Origin of the sequence: Microbacterium sp. Ag1 (genome assembly GCF_001005635.1) — a bacterium.
Lineage (GTDB): Bacteria > Actinomycetota > Actinomycetes > Actinomycetales > Microbacteriaceae > Microbacterium > Microbacterium oxydans.
Genome location: NZ_LBCR01000012.1, coordinates 1 through 18471 on the forward strand (window position 1 = coordinate 1; position 18471 = coordinate 18471).

23 protein-coding genes are annotated in these 18471 nt (G+C 63.4%); 18 read left to right on the top strand and 5 right to left on the bottom strand.

Features of this window, described 5'->3' with window-relative positions; genetic code table 11:
• Window positions 1–36: 36 nt before the first annotated feature.
• Both AAY78_RS00260 and AAY78_RS00265 read right to left on the bottom strand, forming a co-directional pair.
• Window positions 37–1941 (bottom strand): DUF262 domain-containing protein, encoded by a 1905-nt coding sequence (locus AAY78_RS00260; RefSeq protein ID WP_046746379.1) that lies wholly within the window; start codon window positions 1939–1941, stop codon window positions 37–39.
• A gap of 179 nt (window positions 1942–2120) precedes the next feature.
• Window positions 2121–3206, bottom strand: a complete 1086-nt coding sequence (locus AAY78_RS00265; protein WP_046746380.1) for a type I restriction endonuclease — start codon at window positions 3204–3206, stop codon at window positions 2121–2123.
• 96 nt (window positions 3207–3302) lie between these two features.
• Here AAY78_RS00265 and AAY78_RS00270 point away from each other — a divergent pair, with 96 nt between their 5' ends.
• Window positions 3303–4385 (top strand): YDG/SRA domain-containing protein, encoded by a 1083-nt coding sequence (locus AAY78_RS00270; RefSeq protein ID WP_231589618.1) that lies wholly within the window; start codon window positions 3303–3305, stop codon window positions 4383–4385.
• On the opposite strand, the gene AAY78_RS19365 is transcribed toward AAY78_RS00270, so the two are convergent.
• On the bottom strand, window positions 4375–4785 hold the full coding sequence (locus AAY78_RS19365) for a (deoxy)nucleoside triphosphate pyrophosphohydrolase (RefSeq protein ID WP_082108513.1): 411 nt from the start codon (window positions 4783–4785) through the stop codon (window positions 4375–4377). The genes AAY78_RS00270 and AAY78_RS19365 overlap by 11 nt on opposite strands.
• 70 nt (window positions 4786–4855) lie before the next feature.
• On the opposite strand from AAY78_RS19365, the gene AAY78_RS00275 reads away from it, so the two are divergent.
• Window positions 4856–5191: a nucleotide pyrophosphohydrolase gene (locus AAY78_RS00275; protein ID WP_046746382.1), complete on the top strand. Its 336-nt coding sequence runs from the start codon at window positions 4856–4858 to the stop codon at window positions 5189–5191.
• Window positions 5188–6921 carry a DUF2075 domain-containing protein gene (locus AAY78_RS00280; RefSeq protein ID WP_046746383.1) on the top strand — a complete coding sequence of 578 codons (1734 nt, stop codon included), beginning with the start codon at window positions 5188–5190 and terminating at the stop codon, window positions 6919–6921. The genes AAY78_RS00275 and AAY78_RS00280 overlap by 4 nt, the downstream gene beginning before the upstream one ends.
• Here AAY78_RS00280 and AAY78_RS00285 read toward each other — a convergent pair.
• Window positions 6911–7531, bottom strand: coding sequence for a MerR family transcriptional regulator (locus AAY78_RS00285; RefSeq protein WP_046746394.1), 621 nt, complete (start codon window positions 7529–7531; stop codon window positions 6911–6913). The genes AAY78_RS00280 and AAY78_RS00285 overlap by 11 nt on opposite strands.
• Before the next feature lie 70 nt (window positions 7532–7601).
• Between AAY78_RS00285 and AAY78_RS00290 the strand changes: the two genes are divergently transcribed.
• From AAY78_RS00290 to AAY78_RS19085, 11 genes are all read left to right on the top strand, one after another.
• Window positions 7602–8117 carry a DUF4188 domain-containing protein gene (locus AAY78_RS00290; RefSeq protein ID WP_046746384.1) on the top strand — a complete coding sequence of 172 codons (516 nt, stop codon included), beginning with the start codon at window positions 7602–7604 and terminating at the stop codon, window positions 8115–8117.
• Window positions 8118–8410: 293 nt separating this feature from the next.
• On the top strand, window positions 8411–9232 hold the full coding sequence (locus tag AAY78_RS00295) for a hypothetical protein (RefSeq protein WP_052748574.1): 822 nt from the start codon (window positions 8411–8413) through the stop codon (window positions 9230–9232).
• Window positions 9232–9444 (top strand): hypothetical protein, encoded by a 213-nt coding sequence (locus tag AAY78_RS19630; protein WP_127011567.1) that lies wholly within the window; start codon window positions 9232–9234, stop codon window positions 9442–9444. Before AAY78_RS00295 ends, AAY78_RS19630 begins: the two co-directional genes overlap by 1 nt.
• 87 nt (window positions 9445–9531) lie before the next feature.
• Complete coding sequence (locus AAY78_RS00300; RefSeq protein WP_046746385.1) at window positions 9532–9960, top strand: phosphatase domain-containing protein; 429 nt, start codon at window positions 9532–9534, stop codon at window positions 9958–9960.
• Between the two features lie 119 nt (window positions 9961–10079).
• The gene (locus AAY78_RS00305) at window positions 10080–10412 is read left to right on the top strand and encodes a YciI family protein (RefSeq protein WP_046746386.1); all 333 of its coding nucleotides are present in this window, start codon (window positions 10080–10082) and stop codon (window positions 10410–10412) included.
• Between the two features lie 10 nt (window positions 10413–10422).
• Entirely contained in the window at window positions 10423–11718 is a 1296-nt protein-coding gene (locus AAY78_RS00310) for an RNA polymerase sigma factor (protein ID WP_156172570.1), read from the top strand.
• A 232-nt stretch (window positions 11719–11950) separates the two neighbouring features.
• Window positions 11951–12889, top strand: coding sequence for a hypothetical protein (locus AAY78_RS19080; protein ID WP_156172571.1), 939 nt, complete (start codon window positions 11951–11953; stop codon window positions 12887–12889).
• Window positions 12886–13125 (top strand): hypothetical protein, encoded by a 240-nt coding sequence (locus AAY78_RS00320; protein WP_046746387.1) that lies wholly within the window; start codon window positions 12886–12888, stop codon window positions 13123–13125. The genes AAY78_RS19080 and AAY78_RS00320 overlap by 4 nt, the downstream gene beginning before the upstream one ends.
• A 121-nt stretch (window positions 13126–13246) precedes the next feature.
• Window positions 13247–13456: a hypothetical protein gene (locus AAY78_RS00325; protein ID WP_156172572.1), complete on the top strand. Its 210-nt coding sequence runs from the start codon at window positions 13247–13249 to the stop codon at window positions 13454–13456.
• A 118-nt stretch (window positions 13457–13574) separates the two neighbouring features.
• The gene (locus AAY78_RS00330) at window positions 13575–14036 is read left to right on the top strand and encodes a GNAT family N-acetyltransferase (RefSeq protein ID WP_046746389.1); all 462 of its coding nucleotides are present in this window, start codon (window positions 13575–13577) and stop codon (window positions 14034–14036) included.
• A gap of 219 nt (window positions 14037–14255) precedes the next feature.
• Window positions 14256–14819, top strand: a complete 564-nt coding sequence (locus AAY78_RS19085) for a DUF2087 domain-containing protein (RefSeq protein ID WP_052748577.1) — start codon at window positions 14256–14258, stop codon at window positions 14817–14819.
• A gap of 23 nt (window positions 14820–14842) precedes the next feature.
• On the opposite strand, the gene AAY78_RS00340 is transcribed toward AAY78_RS19085, so the two are convergent.
• On the bottom strand, window positions 14843–15412 hold the full coding sequence (locus tag AAY78_RS00340; RefSeq protein WP_231589619.1) for a TetR/AcrR family transcriptional regulator: 570 nt from the start codon (window positions 15410–15412) through the stop codon (window positions 14843–14845).
• 86 nt (window positions 15413–15498) lie between these two features.
• Between AAY78_RS00340 and AAY78_RS00345 the strand changes: the two genes are divergently transcribed.
• The 4 genes from AAY78_RS00345 to AAY78_RS00360 all read left to right on the top strand — a co-directional run bounded on the left by AAY78_RS00345 (window position 15499) and on the right by AAY78_RS00360 (window position 18450).
• Window positions 15499–16500, top strand: coding sequence for an SDR family NAD(P)-dependent oxidoreductase (locus AAY78_RS00345; RefSeq protein ID WP_046746391.1), 1002 nt, complete (start codon window positions 15499–15501; stop codon window positions 16498–16500).
• Window positions 16501–16883: 383 nt separating this feature from the next.
• Window positions 16884–17594, top strand: a complete 711-nt coding sequence (locus AAY78_RS19090; RefSeq protein WP_052748578.1) for a hypothetical protein — start codon at window positions 16884–16886, stop codon at window positions 17592–17594.
• Window positions 17595–17618: 24 nt separating this feature from the next.
• Window positions 17619–17927 (top strand): hypothetical protein, encoded by a 309-nt coding sequence (locus AAY78_RS00355; RefSeq protein WP_046746392.1) that lies wholly within the window; start codon window positions 17619–17621, stop codon window positions 17925–17927.
• A gap of 136 nt (window positions 17928–18063) precedes the next feature.
• Entirely contained in the window at window positions 18064–18450 is a 387-nt protein-coding gene (locus AAY78_RS00360; RefSeq protein WP_046746393.1) for a VOC family protein, read from the top strand.
• Window positions 18451–18471: the final 21 nt, after the last annotated feature.

An 18471-nucleotide genomic window follows, 5' to 3' on the forward strand; every position in this document is an offset into this window, starting at 1 on the left:
TCTGAAGCCCCCCCCCCCCCCCAGTCGGCACCGAGACTAGTCACCGACGAGGAGCGCTCGGCGCGAGGCTGCCTGCACTTCTTCATCAGGGCCAGGCCAGACCTGCGCGATTGTCGCAGCAAGTGACACCGAGCGGTCCCGGATGTCGTCATCCGTCCACTCTTGCGGGTGCGCATCCAAGATCTCCTTGTTCAACACGATGAGGTTGAACTGCGACAGTATGCTGCGCTTGCCGCGGTCTGCGTGACCACCGTTCTCGAGCCCATCGGCTTCCGCATCTGTCCACGGCCGGTTAGACAAAGACGAGTTGAGCGCTTGGTTCACCAGAGTGAGATTCCCCAAGGTGTGCACGATCCGGTCGCGCGTTGCTTCCTGTTCGGGTGACAACTGCGGGTCTGATGTCCAGTGCTCCCGCCATTTCTGCGGCATTACGTGCTCAAGAGTCAGCCCTGCGGGAAGGCTGACCGCTCCGTACTTCGGGTCTCGAGCGCGCTTGTGCGCTTCGACTGCACTCAGCACGACGGCAATTCGTCCCTGCTTGATGTTCCGGTACATCCTGAGTTCAGGGATTCGATCGAGAAGGTCTTCATCCGACGGCCATTCGCGCGTGCCCGCCGTCTGACGGGAGAGGAACTCTCGAATCGCATCGCCGGTGACTTCGAACGGTCCCGCGCTTACGGATTTGAGCAGCGCGACGATCAACTTGTTCATGTCTTTAGAGGTGAGTTGCAAAAGAGTTCGCCGCACCACCCAGCTCTCGATCGCGCCGAGTCCACGCTCGACTTGCTCGGGAGGCAGAGCGTGGTTGAGTGAGATCAGATATAGGAACGCCGGGGTCGTGGCCGCAAGCTCCATCGCCTCGATCACACGAGTACGGAAACGCCCTGCAGCGGTGTCGATCGGGAGGGCACCAAGGCCGCGATAGGTATCAGCATCTCGACGTAGTTCCCGCAGGAAAGCGTCGGCGGCGGCTGCATCCGACATCTGGGGCTGGGCGTACTCCGTGAAGGCTCGGAAGACGAGTTCCGCTTTGACTTCTTCACGCAATCGCATGATGAGCCAGTAGTGAAGGAAGATGTCGACCCTTGAGCGGCTCATCCGTCCTTGAGTGATCTCTTCCCGCCACCAGTCCGTGTCGAAGTCTTCCCAGATCGTGCGGGACCAGCGATCTACGTCGGCTCCGAGGCTCACTCCCCTCCGGAAAACCCAGTTCTTGATCAGGTCGGCCTTGAGAAGCGGCGTCCCCCGGTCATTCAAGGTCTCGAAGATGAGCTGGGCGTCATCATCGCCCGTGAGATCGATGGCGACCACGACGAGCCGATTGGACAGAGTGTTCGCCAGCTCGTTGGAGCGTTCTTCCGGCGTGCCCGGAGGGACGACCCCATCCGCATCGGGCTCTCCGAGCAGCCAGCGCGCGGCCTCGTTCTTGAAGAACAGATGCGCTCCATGGATCTGCCCCAGTTCTTCCGGCCTCGGTGCACCCCCACCGTCCATGGCATACGCGAACTCCGCGCGATTCGCTTGCGAGGGCCAGAGCTTGAACCTCTGAGCCTTCCCCGCGTACGCGCTCTGCCGATTCGCGATGAGTTCTTCGAGCCTTTCCGCGGCCTCGCTGTGTCCATGCTCCGACAGGACGGCTTCGACGGCATCTAGCAGAAGCTGGAGAGTGGTCAGTCGCTGCTGACCATCGATGACATCGAGCTCGGTGATCCCGACGCTTCCCGATTGCATCACCTCAAAGACGACAGCCCCGAGGAAGTGGCTCGCTACCGGCTTGACGTCCTCGAGAAGATGGCTTTCCGCGACGCGAATGATGTCGTCCCAAAGCGGCGACCACTGATCTTCTTCCGTCCAGACGTATGGGCGCTGGTACGCCGGGATGACATAGTGCTTGCGCCCTTCGAACAACTCGGTTGCCGTCGCCTTGCTTGGTTGCTGCATCAGTCCTCCGTCAGAGCCCCCGCATGTCAGTGCGTCTTACGGCTCGACTGCCGTCATCAATAGTCACCCAGGCCGTAGTGGAAAGGGCCGGCAACGCAGCCGGGGCCGAACGTCGACCCTACCCGCGTGCGGCACCGGGCGGGGGCGCCGTGTCGAACTGCCAGGCGTTGAGACGATTGCTAGTCCTTGTACCGACCGACCGCCTCGCGAATGCCATCTGCGTGCGCATAGATCTCATCGAGCTCTTCGATCGCATGTCGCGTCTCGACCTTGTCCTCGTCCAACAGCCCCAGGTACTTCTGCTTCCCGTTGAAGTGAAGACGGGCCACGGGCTTCCGGTTGTTGTCGTCGAGCAAGACAGCGAAGTAGCTCTTCGCATCGCGGTGCGTAACGCGCTGCGGTTTGACCTCGCCACATGCGATCGCCTTGACGATCTGGTAGCCCTCGAGCTCTTCAAGAGTGGTCTCAATCTCGGTGTCGCGGTCGAGGTCTGCTTCCGCGACCTCTGCACTCGTCGCAGGCGACGGGTCCGATGTGTGAGCGATTCCGCTCACGCCGAGGGCAGTCTTCAGGCGATCATTCACCCGCTCGTTCAAGAACTGGTGCGCCGCTTTGCCCACCAGCCCCGTGAACTGCTGCCGCACTTTCTGCGTGTAGGAACCGTCGTAGACACGCGTTGCGAAGAACTTGATCCACTCGTCCGTCGGCTCGCGGAACTGGCTCGCGATCTCTCGCTTCAGAGCACCGATGTACTTGAGCTCCTCGGCCGCACTGATGATGGAGTCGAGGTCGAAACTCTCCTTGCTCAGCTTCTGAATCTCCGGGATCAGAGTCTCGTCGATGTCGAGCAGGTCGAGCACGAGGAACGGCTTGGCGTCCATCCGGTTCGGAGCGTCGAGGTCAGTGTAGAAGTGCCAGACAACGCCGTTCGTCAGAACAGCGATGCGCGCGTTCGTGACAGCGAAGTAACGGAAGAGCTGCGAAGCGTGCTCGATTTTGAGCGACCCCATCGATGGCTTGCACTCGATGAGGATCTGAACCTCGCTGTCGCGCATGATGGCGTAGTCAACCTTCTCCCCCTTTTTCGTGCCGACATCGGCCGTGAATTCGGGGACGACCTCGAGCGGGTCGAAGACGTCGTAACCAAGAATCGTCGAGATGAACGGCATGACGAACGCATTCTTCGTTGCCTCCTCGGTCCCGATCGCCGTCGCCTGGTTTTTCACCTTCGTTGCGAGGGAATCGAGACGCTCCGAAAACTCCACCGTTACTCCGCTCTTCGTTGAACACGCTTTAGTCCAGACGATAGCGGACCCTGGAGCGAAGCATGAGCGGTGCGACATATCGATATGCTGCGTGGCGTGAGCACAACGACGCCGGCCCGACTATCGCTGGAGTTGAACGTCGCCCAGAAACGCATCCGTAGCTTCCTCGGAGAGCAGTACGCCAAGCCACCCGAAGGCGCCGCCGCATGGGAACTCGACGACTTCCAGGCTGACGCTGTGCGGGCTCGGTTCGATCGGCAGCTCCGACCCACCGATCCGAAGGTCTGGACGTTGGAGATCGGCGACACCGTGCTGCGACGAGAGTTGCACGCTGCCTACAGGGGTCAAGAGCAGGGCGGGATCATCACGCCCAAATCGATTCCCGACATACTCGTCATCACTAGCCCGGAAAGCGGAGCGAGGCATGGGTACGACGCTTTTGAAGGGCTGCAGGGAGACGGTTCTTTTCTCTACACGGGCGAAGGTCAGTACGGTCCGCAAGTATTCGCCCGCGGGAACACTGCGCTTCGAGACGCCGCCAACAACGGCCGCCCCATCCGCCTGTTCACCAAACAGGGCACCTACGTCACCTACATTGGCGAGTTCACCACTGGCGAGCCAGCGTTCAGCATCGAGACAATCCCGGACTCCGACGGCAATCTTCGCGAAGGAATCATCTTTAAGCTCGTGCCGGTTGACGCCAATGTGGAAGCACTCGATGCGCCATCTCCGCCCGTCCCAGAAAGGGCGCAGACCTCGTCTTGGACACCTCCCGAGTCTTCGTCGTACGTCATCGGAGCACAACTCATCCCTGGCGAGCGCGTCGTCTCCCGAATCGAGTTCGAGTTGCAGAACGACTTCGGGCAGTGGATCAAGTCCCGTGGTGAGACTCCTCAGCGCCTTCGCCTGAGCTCCGCAGGAGCCACCATCGAGCCCGATCTCTACGTCTCAGAGTCAGGCTGGGTCGTCGAAGCGAAGAAGTCGCCCGCTCGTGAATATGTCCGCACCGCGATTGGGCAGGTCCTCGACTATTCGCTACTTGCTCGGGAATCCGGCAGGCCCGGGATCCCCGTCATCTTGCTTCCCAGCAGACCAATCGCTCACCTCGAAGCCTTGCTGTCCGAGTTGAGAATCCTTCTGATCGTCCGCGACGACGAGGGCTTCTTGATCATCGAGTAGGCGATCCGGCAGCAAGTTCCGTGACAGACGGCAGGTCCGGGGCGGCCCAATCGAGATCCGGCAGATCGCTAGGGCGAACCCAGCGGATTTCATCATGATCGAGGCTCCGGGTCGGTGGCTGTCCGAGCAACCTGGCGCGAAGACAAATGAGGCGGATGGTGCTTTCGCCGACCACGGTGTCATCCGTTCGAAGCGGCGCGGTGACCTCGATGGAGGTGCTGAGCTCTTCGCGTATCTCTCGCACCAAAGCCTCGCTGTGCGTCTCACCCTTTTCGAGTTTGCCGCCGGGAAACTCCCATTTCCCTCCAGCGGCCTTCTCAGGTCGGCGGCGGCACGCAAGAACCTTGCCTTCATGCTCGATTACGGCTGCAACGACCTCGATAACACGGCTCTCGCTCACTATGCCTCCGTGAGCAAGCTAACAGGGAGTGTCCTCGAGGCCCCTACCCGGACCCTGCTAGCGTCGCATCATGCCGTCGCCGCAGACTCTCGCCGCCCTTCGCGCCTTTGTGGCCGAACGGGACTGGGACCAGTTTCACTCGCCGGAGAACCTCGCCAAGAGCATTTCGATCGAAGCCGGTGAGCTCCTCGAGTGCTTCCAGTGGTCCGCTGACTTCGATCAGGAACAGGTCGAAGCGGAACTCGCGGATATTGTCATCTACTGCATCCATCTCGCGAACAAGATCGGGGTCGACCTCGACGAGATCATCATGAAGAAGCTGGAGTCGACGAAAGCGAAGTACCCGGTGGAGCTGGCCAAAGGCCGCATGACGAAGTACACCAAGCTTCCCGAGGCGCCGGAGTGACAGATTTCAGCATCCAGCGCCTGCCTTTCCGCCGTGATGCCGTTGACACGTGGGCGCGCGACGACGCCCGGCACACTAATTGGCCTGTTGTCTATGTGATCGAAGGCGACGCCCAGCGCGGCTCTCCTGGACTCTACGTCGGCGAGACAGTGAGCGCTGCCACCCGGATGCGTCAGCACCTCGCCGGCTCGAAGAAGAACGAGTCCCTTGAGTCGATCCGCGTCGTCGTGGATCGCACGTTCAACAAGTCAGTCTGCCTCGACCTCGAATCGCACCTCATCCGCTGGTTCTCGGGCGACGGCCAGTACCGCATCCTCAATAGCAACGACGGTCTGACAGATGCTCAGTACTACGACCGCGCCATCTACCGCGAGTCGTTCCGCGACGTGTTTGAAGCGCTGCGAGCAGAGGGGCTCTTCTCGCGGAGCATCCCGCAGATCGAGAACTCCGATCTCTTCAAGCTGTCGCCCTTCAAAGCCCTGACCGACGACCAAGGAATCGCGATCATGGACATCCTGGAGGGCCTGCTCGATGACCTTCAGGACCCCAGCGCTCGATCAACACTCGTAGTCCAAGGCAATCCAGGGACTGGCAAGACGATCATCGCGATCTTCTTGATGAAGTTGCTCGCCGACATCCGGGACTACGACGACCGCGACGGAGTCGAGCCAGACTCGATGTTCTCGGAGTTCTTCGTCCCCGAGAATCGCGACCTGCTCAAGACTCTTCGCATGGCTCTCGTGATCCCACAGCAGTCTCTGCGGATGTCGGTGAAGAAGGTCTTCATGAAGACGCCCAAGCTCGATGCTGCGATGGTGATGTCGCCGTTCCAGCTCGGTGAAGCGGACGAGACTTACGACCTTGTCCTCGTCGACGAGACTCACCGACTCGGGCAGCGCGCCAATCAGGCGTCCGGGGTGCATAACAAGAAATTCCGCGAGATCAACGAGGCGCTGTTCGGGAGCGATGACGCTCGCTACACCCAGCTCGACTGGATCAGGGCTCGGAGCAAGCATCAGCTCCTGCTCGTCGATGGCGAGCAGAGTGTGCGACCCCATGATCTTTCTCCGACCGCACTCAGCGCTGAAATCAGTGGGGCCAAGGATGCGCATCGCTTCTTCCGCCTAACGACCCAGATGCGCGTACAGGCGGGCGCAGACTACGTCGAGTTCGTGCGCGCCGTGCTGCGCGATGAAGCACCGTCACTCCCCGACCTCGGCGAGTATGAGCTCCGCCTCTTCGACAACCTTGGAGAGATGCGCGACGCCATCCGACAGAAGGATGCTGAGGTCGGTCTTTCCCGCCTCGTCGCAGGCTACGCGTGGGATTGGGTATCCAAGAAGAACCCGCATGCATTCGACATCGAGCTTGATGGTGAGCGTATGCGGTGGAACGGCACGGACAAGGACTGGATCAACTCAACAGGATCGCTCGAAGAGGTCGGCTCGATCCACACCGTTCAGGGGTACGACCTGAACTATGCCGGCGTCATCATCGGTCCGGACCTCCGTCTCGACCCTGCAACTAGACGGGTCGTTGCCGATCGGGAGAGTTATCGGGACAAGAAAGGCAAGGAAAACACCGGGCACCTGAAAGATGCATTCGGGGACGATGACCTGCTGACGTTCATCCGGAACATCTATGGAGTGCTGTTGACGCGCGGGATGCGTGGAACTTACATCTACGTGTGTGATCCAGCCCTGAGGGAGCGCCTGGCGCTCATGCTCTAGCTCCGTCCCCACCAAACCTCTCCCCCGAACTAACCTGCTGCGCCACCCGTCGCAACGCCAACAACAACGGCTCCACCAGCACCGACCCCAGCACCACGTACCGCACCGCGGCATCCGCAGACTCCTCCGGCACCCCCGCGATCTCCGCATCCGCAATCCGCCGCGCACTCGCGAGGTACTCCGCCATCGCTGCATCCGGAACGGTGAACCCGACACGCTCCAACCCCTGCAGCGCCCGCGCGACCGCGTGCAGCACCGCCTCGTCGCACATCCCCGGTTTCCACCCGAGCCGCGCGACAAGCGCCTCCGCGTCCGTCAGATCCAACGACTCATCCACCGGCGGAGTGATCGCCGCATGCGCCGCCCCCAGCAGCTCGTGCGCACTCGCCGGCGGATCATCCAGCGCCCCGAGCACCCGTCGCGTCTCGGCGATGCTCACTCCCGCGTCGAGCAACGCCCGGATCACCCGTAGCCGCTCCACGTGCTTCTCGCCGTACGCGGCCTGAGTCGCGGACGACCTCTCGCCCTCGGGCAGCAGCCCTTCACGCAGGTAGTACTTGATCGTCGGCACGGTCACGCCGGTCTGGGCTGACAGTTCGGAAATTCTCATGGCCACCTCTTGACTTCGATAGTAGCGCTATCCATTATGGATAGTGAGACTATCCAATCAAGGAGACATCATGTCGAAAGTCATCGCGGGCCGCATGACCCACCGCCACGAGGGCGAGCTCGTCGTGTTCCACATCGGGATGCAGATCAACCGTTGGTGGCGCCCCGACCTGTGGATGCCGGCGTTCTTCGCCATGCCGGGGATGCTGCGCGAGCTCAGCGCCGACCCCGACTCGGGCATGCTCGGCTACCACCTGCTCTTCGGATCCGGCGGACCCTACGTCGTGCAGTACTGGTCATCCGTCGACAAGCTCTACGCCTACGCGTCCAGCCCGAACCAGCAGCACCGCCCCGCCTGGACCGCCTTCAACCGCGCAGCCCGCAAGGCTCCGGGAGTGGTCGGCATCTGGCACGAGACCTTCCGCGTCGACACCGCCGAGAGCGTGTACGTCTCGACGAAGCCGATGGGGCTGCCCAAGGCCACGGAACTCGTGCCCGTCGGCAAGCGTCACGACCGAGCTCAGGCGCGGTTCGCGGATGGACGGACGGACGCCGCGACCTCAATCACTACAACAAACGCCCCGTGAGCCTCGCGCAGGGCGAAGAACAAGGAGGCCCCATTCCCGGGCGCACTTGCGAATGCGGATGTCCACACCAGCGTTCACCTGGAGCGTTGGAGACCTAGCAGTTCTCGACGAGGCCGCGCGATCGCCCCCATTGAAGGCCCGAGCAGCCACCCCTGCACGCAGGCAGTCGAACCAACGAATCCTCGCCCCGGAAGGTTGCGCCGTCTGTCACCCAAACGGGGGACAGACGGCGCGACAGTAACAAAGTAACGTTTTACACGTTATGGCGGGGTTTGATCAGCAAAGGAGCAGTGATGAACATCGCCGAGTTCCAGAGACAGTCATCGATGAGCGACGGAGAAGAACGCCGTCTGACGCGTATCGCGCTGATGGTGATAGCAGGGTTGGTCGCCGTCACGATCGCAGTGACCGTGATCACAGCCGGTCCCGCAGGCGTGCGAACTTCAGCGGCGGCGCCTCGGGCGGGGACTGTGGGTCAGACGCAGGCCGCCTCGTTCCAATCGCCGATCGCGTCATCCACCGCGAATGTGGGGGACAAGCTTGTCGAGTACGCAGAAAACACAGAACCGGCATCCCCCTCAACGACGGACCGCCTTCTCGCGGACGCCGGGATCAGCTCTCAGACTTCGACGGAGAGTGGACTCGCGCTCGACACATCTCAGGCATTCACGAGGGCGACGGAGAACGGATCACTCATCCTTCGTGTCCCCTTCGTCTCCACGGTGAACCTGCTCGACATCTCGGGGTACGCGGTCATGTTCAACCCCGATGGGAGCATCGCTTCACGCGCGGAGGTCGTGTACCAGGCGCAGACAGAGCACTCCGGAAGAGTGGCGCTATGGCAGGACGGTCAACTTCAGCTCGATCAGATCGTGTCCGATGGCAGCGAGTCCACCCCGGTCGGGACAGCGCAACCCGCATTCAACTGGAACACCTTGAACAAGTGCCTGACGAGCGCAGGCATCGCGCAGTGGGCGCTTGTGGCCATCGGGGTTGCATGTGGCGTCATCTGCGGCGCAACGCTTGGCATCGGATGTGCCGCCTGCGTAGCCGCCGCGGGTGGCATCATCGGATCCACCGCTGGTGAATGCGTAGCAAAGGCAATGGTGTCGTGATGGCTGAACGTGTTCGTGGCACGTCTCGTGAGCGTGCAACCGTGGCGGCATTGGTCATTGTCGGCGTTGCGCTTCCGGTGATCGCCAACCTGCAGCTGTTCCAGGACGTCGTGTGGATCTTCTGGCTCACATCCTTCACCCTCATCGCCACTGCGTTGGCTTTGCTCGTGCGCGCCACTGTGCGCGAACGACGACGGTCCAGCAGTTCCTGAGTACCATCATCGACCGCCTCGCTACGCACGGTAGCGAGGCGGTTCCGTCACTCGCGCAACTCCCGAACAACCCACTACCCTCACACCATGCCCACCGATCGCCCTCGCGCCTGGATCTTCGACGTCGACGGCACCCTCGCCCTCATCGGCGACCGCTCGCCGTACGACATGCGCAACGTATCGATCGACACCCCGAACCACCCGGTCGTCGTCGCAGCCCAAGCCTTCGCCGCACACCCCGACGTCGACGCGCTCATCGTGGTCTCGGGCCGTGACGAGACCGCCCGCCGCGCCACCGAAGCCTGGCTGACGTTCAATGAGATCCCCTTCGACCGCTTGCTGCTCCGCCGCACGGGCGACCAACGCGCAGACAACATCGTCAAGGCCGAGATCTACGACGCCCACATCGCACCGCACTTCTCCGTCATCGGCGTCGTCGACGATCGCCGCAGCGTGGTCGAGATGTGGCGGTCTCGCGGGCTGGTCTGCTTCCAGGTGGCCGAAGGCGACTTCTGAGAGCCACCGTCGGAGTTCAGAGCGTTAAAGCGCGATCCAGTTTCCGGATCGGTGTCCTGTGCGCTGGTGGTCGTCCGTCGTCTGGGTAAGTAGATGTAGAAAGACCTTGAGGAGAACACATGCGCTACGTACTTTTCATCTGCACAGACCCGACCGCCGAGCCCTACGTCGAGGCCGAGGACAACGCCGGGGAGTGGGTGGCGTCGCTGCAGGACAGCGGCTCCTATGTCTTGGGCGACCGTCTGCGGCCTGCCGAAGACGCCACGACCGTGCGCGTCCGAGCCGGCGAGAGGATCGTGGCCGACGGACCGTTCACCGAGAGCCGCGAATGGATCGCCGGGTTCGACGTGATCGACGCCGACGACCTCGACGCCGCGATCGAGATCGCCGCTGCACACCCGATGGCTCGGTTCGGCCTGGTCGAAGTGCGCCCCGTGTGGCCGCTCGGGTGACGATGTGACCGTGCCGGAAGAGCCGCCGGGCACGCTTCCGGATGCCATAGTCGCCGTGCGACACGTGGCATCGATCGAGTACGGCCGCGTGGTCGCGAGCGTGATCGGCACAGTCCACGACTGGACTCTCGCCGAAGACGCCGTGCAGGACGCTCTGGCGCGAGCGGTCGAGCGGTGGCCAGGCGACGGGGTTCCGGCGAACCCCGCCGCCTGGGTCACGACCGTCGCGCGCCGCCGCGCGATCGACCTCGTCCGACACGCCGACGCCGAGCGCCGGGCGGTGGCACGCCTGGAGCACGAGCCGCACGATGGCGCCGACATCACCCAGGAAGCCGACGACCACGACGACGCGTTCCCACACGGGGACGAGAGGCTGAAGCTGATCTTCACCGCCTGCCATCCCGCGATGACCTTGGAGGCCCGCGCGGCGCTGACACTCCGCACCGTCCTGAACGTGTCGATCGAACAGCTCGCCGCGATCTTCGCCGTCGCACCCGCGACGATGGAGAAGAGACTCGTGCGGGCGCGGGCCAAGATCGCGCACGCGAACATCCCGTACCGCGTTCCGGATGCCGCGCAGCTCGACAGTCGAAGTGCCAGCGTCTGCGAGGTCCTGTCCGCGCTGTTCACCATCGGCTACTCCGATCCGACGCTGCAGCCCGATCCCGGCGCCGAGGCCATTCGACTTGCTCGGCTGTGCCGGCAACTGCTCCCCTCGGACTCCCCGGCTCGACTCGAGTTCACGGGGCTTCTCGCCCTCCTTCTTCTTCAGCACTCCCGCCGGGCGGCACGCACCACGGCCGACGGCCTGTCCGTGCCGTTCGACGAACAGGATCGCGGACTGTGGGATGTCTCCGAGATCGAGGAAGGGCTGCGGCTGCTCGATGACGCCGTGGAGGAGGCGGCACGGGCGGGCATCCACGGCGGACGGCACCTCATCCGCGCCACCGTCGCGGCCGAATACGTCCGCCCGGCCGCGGGGACGGAGATCGACCACGCCCGCATCGCCGACATGTACGGGGTGCTGGAACAGGTGGATGCATCGCCGTTCATCCGCCTGAACCGTGCGGTCGCCGTGGCGAACGCGGGACGACCGGCCGAAGCTCTCGCGCTGACGGAGGCGCTCGAGAGCTCGCTGGGAGGACACCACCTCTACTCGGCGGTTCGGGGAGATCTCCTGCAGCGCCTCAGGCGCGTCGAAGAAGCGAGGTCTGCCTTTCGCGATGCCGCACGCGCCGCCCCGACGGAACGCGAGCAACGGTCATACGCCCAGCACGCTGACGACATCGCCTCGGCATCGACCTGAACTGCGCCCTCCGGCTCCTTGAGGGCTTTGATCGCCACAGCGATGGCTCTCCGTCGCGGCACCGATGACGAGAAGTCGGCAACGAGGTTGCGCGACGCCCTCTCAAAAATATTGCTTTTGTCCTCATATGTGTTCTTCCATGGGACAGGCGGGTCAATTCTGACATCCAGGAGGACTTCTCGTGAGACATCATCGAACCACCGCACTAGTCGCTCTCGCTGCTATCAGCGCCATGTCGTTCACAACAGCCTCCGCTGCCATCGCAGACACAGGCAGCGGTAGTGACCAGGCCGATGACATCGCTGCCGTAGTTACGGAGGCAGCCCCCTTCATGAACGGCGGCATAGAGCTCGAGACGAGCCCAACAGAAGCCACGGCGACTCTCGACGGTGGCGGCGAGGCGATCCTGGCGATGGACCCCGCCCGGGGCGTCCGCATAACCTCCGCCGATGACACGGACTCGATGTCCTTCTCCCTGCCCGGCGCATCCGGGCTCGACGACGCTGCTGTCGCCGGTGACGGATCGCTGAACTACGTGGGCGATGCGACGACGCCGTCGATCAATCTGATGACCGGGGCTGAATCGATCCGCGTCAGTGTCGTCATCGACAACGCTGCCCAGGCTGATCGGTTCGACTACGACTTCGGACCCGACGCGACTGTCGAGATCCAAGACGACGGCAGTGCAATCGCGTACGTCGTCGAATCCACCACAGACCCGGCGACGGGAGGTGCGGCCGCGACCGAGAAGATCATCGCCAACATCGATGCCCCCTGGGCCAAGGACGCCAACGGTGTCGAGATTCCGACCTACTACGAGGCGTCCGGGTCGCAGCTAACTCAGTTCGTCGACCATCAGGACGGCGACTATGCCTACCCGATCGTCGCCGATCCGACGCTCGATCGGCCAAACGTCTTCCAATACCGGTTGCGATTCAACCGAGCGGAAACGGCAACCATCGCGTCAGGAGGGGCGGGCATCATCGCCTCAGTAGGCTGCGGCGTGATGGCGCCCGTGTGTGTCGTGGCCGGCGGCTCGGTCTGGTGGAACGCGAGTGTCGCCCAGAATTCGAACCCGAAGCGCTGTGTGCAGGTCACGGCAACACAGCCTTACATCTACCCCGGTGTTCTGTGGTGGGTCGACACGTACAGCGGAGGACCCTGTAGATGAGAAGCGAGCCTCGAACCTGGTTCGGCGTGATCACGGAACCTGGCCGCCAGCTCATGATGACGGTCGCCATGGGCTTGCTGATCGTGGCGTCCACGGTATTGTCTGTCCGCTTCCCCGAGATCGGCTCCTGGCTCTTCGTTGCCACGGGACTCCTCGCCGCCACGTGGTACGCCCACATGATGAAGAGGTGGCGAGCTGCGCGTGGTGACGAAGATGTCGTTCCACCGGAGGAGTGATTCAGTGAGCGGCAGCCCGACTTGTCGGGCTGCCGCTCACACTCCAGCGACTCGACGCTCGGCGGCCTGACGTAAGGTACAGCGACGTCTTGGCCGCAGGATGTAACCCGTAGGAGCGATTATGAAGCAACGAACGAGACGAGCAATGGTCTGCATTGGATTCGTCGGCGCCGGCATCATCATCCTCGCCATCGTCATGGCGATTGCTGAGGGCTACATCTCAGACGCGGAGCACACGACTGGGAACCTCGCACCTGCTGCTATGACTGGCCTGTTTGGCGCATGTCTCATGCTCGTCGGCTTCGGGAGCATTCTCTTCCGAAAAGAGTGACTAGGGGACTACAGCTCTGCTCATTCTGCCCCGCTACCCGTCAGGGTGGCGGGGCCATCCCTGTCCACACACCGTTCGTGGCGCGGCGATCCGCCCCGAATCGGGCTACGGTACCGAGATGAACCAGTCGACCCCGACGATCGAATCGCTGCGCGAACTCACGGACGCGGACGCCGAAGCAATCGCATCGCTTCTGGTACAGCTCTCCGCATCCGCGGCATTCGACCGCGCTCGAACCGAGGCAGTCATCGCGCACGAGGCGACGGAGCTCCTGGTGGCGCGTGACTCGGGGCGCGTCGTCGGCACCGCGACTCTCGTGACCGCGCCTTCCCTGACCGGGCTCCGCGGCCACGTCGAGGACGTCGTGGTCGACCAGGCGGTTCGCGGGCGTGGCATCGCGCGGCTCCTCCTGGAGCACATGACGCAACTCGCGCAACAGCGCGGACTCCGGACGCTCGACCTCACATCCCGCCCATCCCGAGAATCCGCGCTGCGACTTTACGAGTCCGTCGGGTTCCACAGGCGTGAGACCAACGTGCTCCGTTTCACTCCGGCCACGGACCCATTGCCTACTCATTGAGGCCCTCGATCATCACGGCTTGGTGCCCGAGGGACGTAAACGCCCTTCGCCAATAGGAACTCCGGGTTGAGCAACCACGGCCACCTGCCTGCCGAAAGACTCATGCTCGACATGGCTCGCACTTTCCGCAACCATAACGGTGATCCGAGTAACGTGCTACACGACAGTGGCACGGTTCCTGCATGTGTCTGAGCTCAAACGCGGGAAGCTGCCCTGCTCATGAGCATCACGACGAACGCCCCGAAAATGTTTGGAGAGATCAATGAATCCATCGCGCTGCCGGTCCACGAACTTGGAGGCATCATGAGCGACGTGAGAGCAATGTTGGCGTGTCTCGCAAACGAGGAGGTGGCTCGCGTCTTCGCGAGCATCGTACTGCGCGTCGACCCCGACGATATTCCTCAGGAGAGGAGGGATAAGGCCATCGAGGCCTTGTCTCGAAGCGGGCTCATCACCGCAGACACCGAGAGCCTTGCGCTCAACTCCGCAGGAATCAGGGCAGAGCTGGCAAGTCTTAGCGGGAAGGCGACGTCAGATCCCCTACAGCGGTGGTTTGACGAGAGCGGTCGGATACGACAGTACCCACGGCGAGCAAACGAGCGAGGAGCGTTGCTGACGACGATTGGCGATCAGGCGATCGCCGCGGGAGAACGGCTCACTGAAACGGAGGTGAACGGCCGCCTAGAACGGTATACCTCCGATGTCCCGACACTGCGTCGGTATCTAGTCGTTCACCGAATTCTCGCCCGCGAGAACGATGGTTCAGTGTACTGGCGGGCCTAGCCCGACACCACGGAGTACCCGTCTTACGCCGCGATCCCCCGCAGCAACCGCACCACGGTCTCCTTCACTCGTTCCGCACTCAACGACTGCCCGATCAACGCGGAGTACGACGCCATGGCGATGAACTGATCCGCGATCGCCCCCGCATCCACGTCCGCCCGCACATCCCCCGCGGTCCGTCCGCGCGCCACTCGCTCCGACACCCATTCGCGGATCGGCGCCGCCAGCCGCTCGTTCAGCACCAGCCCCAACTCCGGATCAGCCGCCGTCACCTCGATCAGCGCCCTCGCCAACGACACGCCTTCGGGTCGAGCCAGCCCCGCGGACACCGCCGTGAACCATGCGCGCAGGTCCGCGCCGAGGTCGTCCGTCATCGGCACGACGACATCCGAACCAGGGACGGTCCCCTCGAGCAGCGCCTCTCCGAGGATCGCGGCCTTAGACGGCCACCATCGGTAGATCGTCTGCTTCGACACCTCCGCCTCAGCCGCGAGGCCCTCGATCGTCACGGCGTCGTATCCGTCTGCGGCGAGCGCGCGCCGCATCGCGTCCAGCACGGACTGGCGGGCTTTCTCACTGCGAGGACGAGGCACCCGTCCACCGTACTCAGGCGTACACTGGAACATAAGTAGACGCACCGTTGCGAAACTACAACGGCACCCGAGCAAGGAGAACGAGCATGGCCCTCACCGCACACTCCACCATCGGCGACTGGATGAACGACCCCACTGGCGGCCCCCTCATCCGCGGACTCTTCGAGAAGACGGGCGCCGACCCGGAACTCCTCACCCCCGTGCTCGGACTTCCGCTGCAGCAGCTCGTCGCCATGAGCCAGGGCCAGCTCCCGCAGTCGGTCGTCGACGACCTCGTGCGCGCCGCGAACAACGGCGAGATCCCCGAGGCCGACGCCTCCGAGGGCTGGACAGAGAAGGTCACGTCCGGCCGCTTCGCCGGCAAGACCGTCATCGTGACGGGCGCCGCCTCCGGCATCGGCAAGGCCACCGCCTCGCGCATCGCCCGCGAAGGCGGACGCGTCATCGCGAGCGACATCGCCGCCGAGAAGCTCGACACCCTCAAGGCCGAGCTCCCGGATGCCGACATCGTCACGGTCGCGGGCGACCTCACCAGGCAGGACGCTATCGACGCCGTGCTCGCCGCCGCGGGCGACCGCATCGACGGCCTCGCGAACGTCGCCGGCATCAACGACGACTTCTCCCCCGCGGGCGAGACCCCGGATGCCGTCTGGGACCGCGTGATCGCGATCAACCTGACCGCTCCGTTCAAGCTCATGCGCGCGGTCATTCCCGTGATGGAAGCAGTCGGCCGCGGCGCGATCCTCAACGTCTCGAGCGAAGCGGGCCTGCGCGGCAACGCCTCGGGCAACGCCTACACGGCCAGCAAGCACGGCATCATCGGCGTCACGAAGTCCGCAGCCTTCATGTACGGGCCGAAGGGCATCCGCGTGAACTCCGTCGCCCCTGGCGGCGTCGCCACCGGCATCCCGATGCCCCCGAACATGTCCGAGTACGGCTCCGGCCGCCTCGCCCCGTTCCAGCAGGCGATCCCGACCGTCGCGACCGCCGAGCACCTTGCCGCCTCGATCACGTTCCTGCTATCGGACGACGCCGTGAACATCAACGGCGCCATCCTCGCCTCCGACGGCGGATGGTCGGTGCAGTAAGCCCCAACGCGAAGCCGACGCCCCCGCCGACCCGAACGGCGGGGGCGTTTCGTATGTCCACGCGCGCACTCGCCTCACGATCAGTCTTGACTCGCAACTTCGCCTCAGGATACGACGACGAATATATCACTATCGTCCTCATATGTGTGCTTGTATCAGCTCCAAGTAGTCGACATAGAGGTCAGGAGGATCCCATGTTTCCGAGTTTCCGCACTACACGTATACGGCCCCACGAGCGCAAACGGCTTTTCATATCCGCAGTGACCGCGTCTGCATTAGTCCTCGGAGCTATCGCTCTTCCCGCCACAGCATCGTGGGCGGATGCCGCGCAAGATGGAGACCCGACGACAGCAGGGCACGAGATCGCCGCTGCTCTGGAGCACATGGAAGGTGGCCTGGTCCGCGACTTCGCTCCTTCTGAGATCGAAGATGGGCAAGATGGCAAGACAGCTCAGGACGGTGTCAGTGTCGAGGTTTCGAACGACGCCACAGATGGCGTACAGATTTCGACAGGGAGCTTCGTTCTTGGCATCGACCTGCCGCACGCGGACGCAGCCATCGCCGGCGAGAACCTTCCGAAGGGTGGAGTGGCCTATCCCTCCACGATGGATAGTGCGAATGCCGTCATCCCCGTAGACGGCGGGGCTCAGCTCCTCACCGTCATCGCGAACGACGCAGCACCCGAACGCTTTGACTACGGGCTCACAATGCCGCCCGAGAACCGCCTGGAGGAGACTGCAGACGGCGGCGCCCGGATCGTCGACTCGACCGGAGAGACAGTCGTCATCTTCGAACCAGCCTGGGCTCGCGACTCGAGCGGAAAGAGCCTCCCGACTCAGTACTCCGTTCAAGGGAACGTCCTGACCCAGACCGTCGCACACAAGAGCCTGAGCGGCATCTCGTATCCGATCGTCGCCGATCCGCTTCCTGTCGTCGTCATCGTCATCACAGCGGCGGCAGCGATCGTGGTCGCAGCAGCAGCCCTTGGAGTCGCCACTTGGATTGTCATCAGTTGGTGGAACACCTGTCGCGCCCAGGGAAAGTACCCCGAGCTCTCCACCCGAAACGGCTTCACCGCCAGGTGCGTGCGGTAGCGCGACAGTAATGAGGGATTCCTGATGTCTCCCAAGCGGCTCTTCACGGGCGACCGCATCTTCGTGATGGCGTGCTCCCTCTGCACCTCCATCGGGCTTGTGGTCATCGCCGGGTTGTCGTTCGCAAGCTACGCATTCGCGAACAGCATCACGATTACGGTCCCCTGGATCGCCCGCTTCGAAGGGTACGTAGATGAGAACGGATCGCCTGCTGTCACCATCAGCGGATCGTGGAGCGCGGTCATGGCAACGACAGCAATCGTCGCGTCCTCGCTCTTGCTTGCCGCCCTCAGCAGCGAGCGGTCCTCACATTCACGAGACAGGCGTGTGTGACACTCGCCCAAGACGTCGGGCGCCATCTCGTCACACTCGAGAGGTGGCGTCCGGCAGCTGGTCGCGGCCTGCGGCGTGACATCTCGCCTATCGATCACTGGGCGGAACAACCCTCCAGCGGTCATACACTCGCTCCATGCTGAAGCTCGTGTCGATCGTGATCCGCGTGACGGACCTCCCCGCGCAGTCCACGTTCTGGAAGGCAGCTCTCGACTACGTCGAACGCGACGCCGCGGACGACGACTGGGTCGTGTTGAAACCGCGCGATGCCGACGCTCCCTGCATCGCCCTCGACGCCCACCACTCCGAGCGCATACTGCCTCCGCGCATCCACCTCGACATCTACGCCGAGGATCAGGCCGCCGAGGTGCAGCGGCTCCTCGCTCTGGGTGCGCGCGAGGTGCACTGGGACGGACGCCCGGCCGACGCCGATTACGTGATCATGGAAGACCCTGAGGGCAACCGCTTCTGCATCGTCGACCGTCCCGACTGGTCGGGGTGGGACGGCGCAAGCGGAGAGTGAGGACTAGCTGTGATGTCCAGG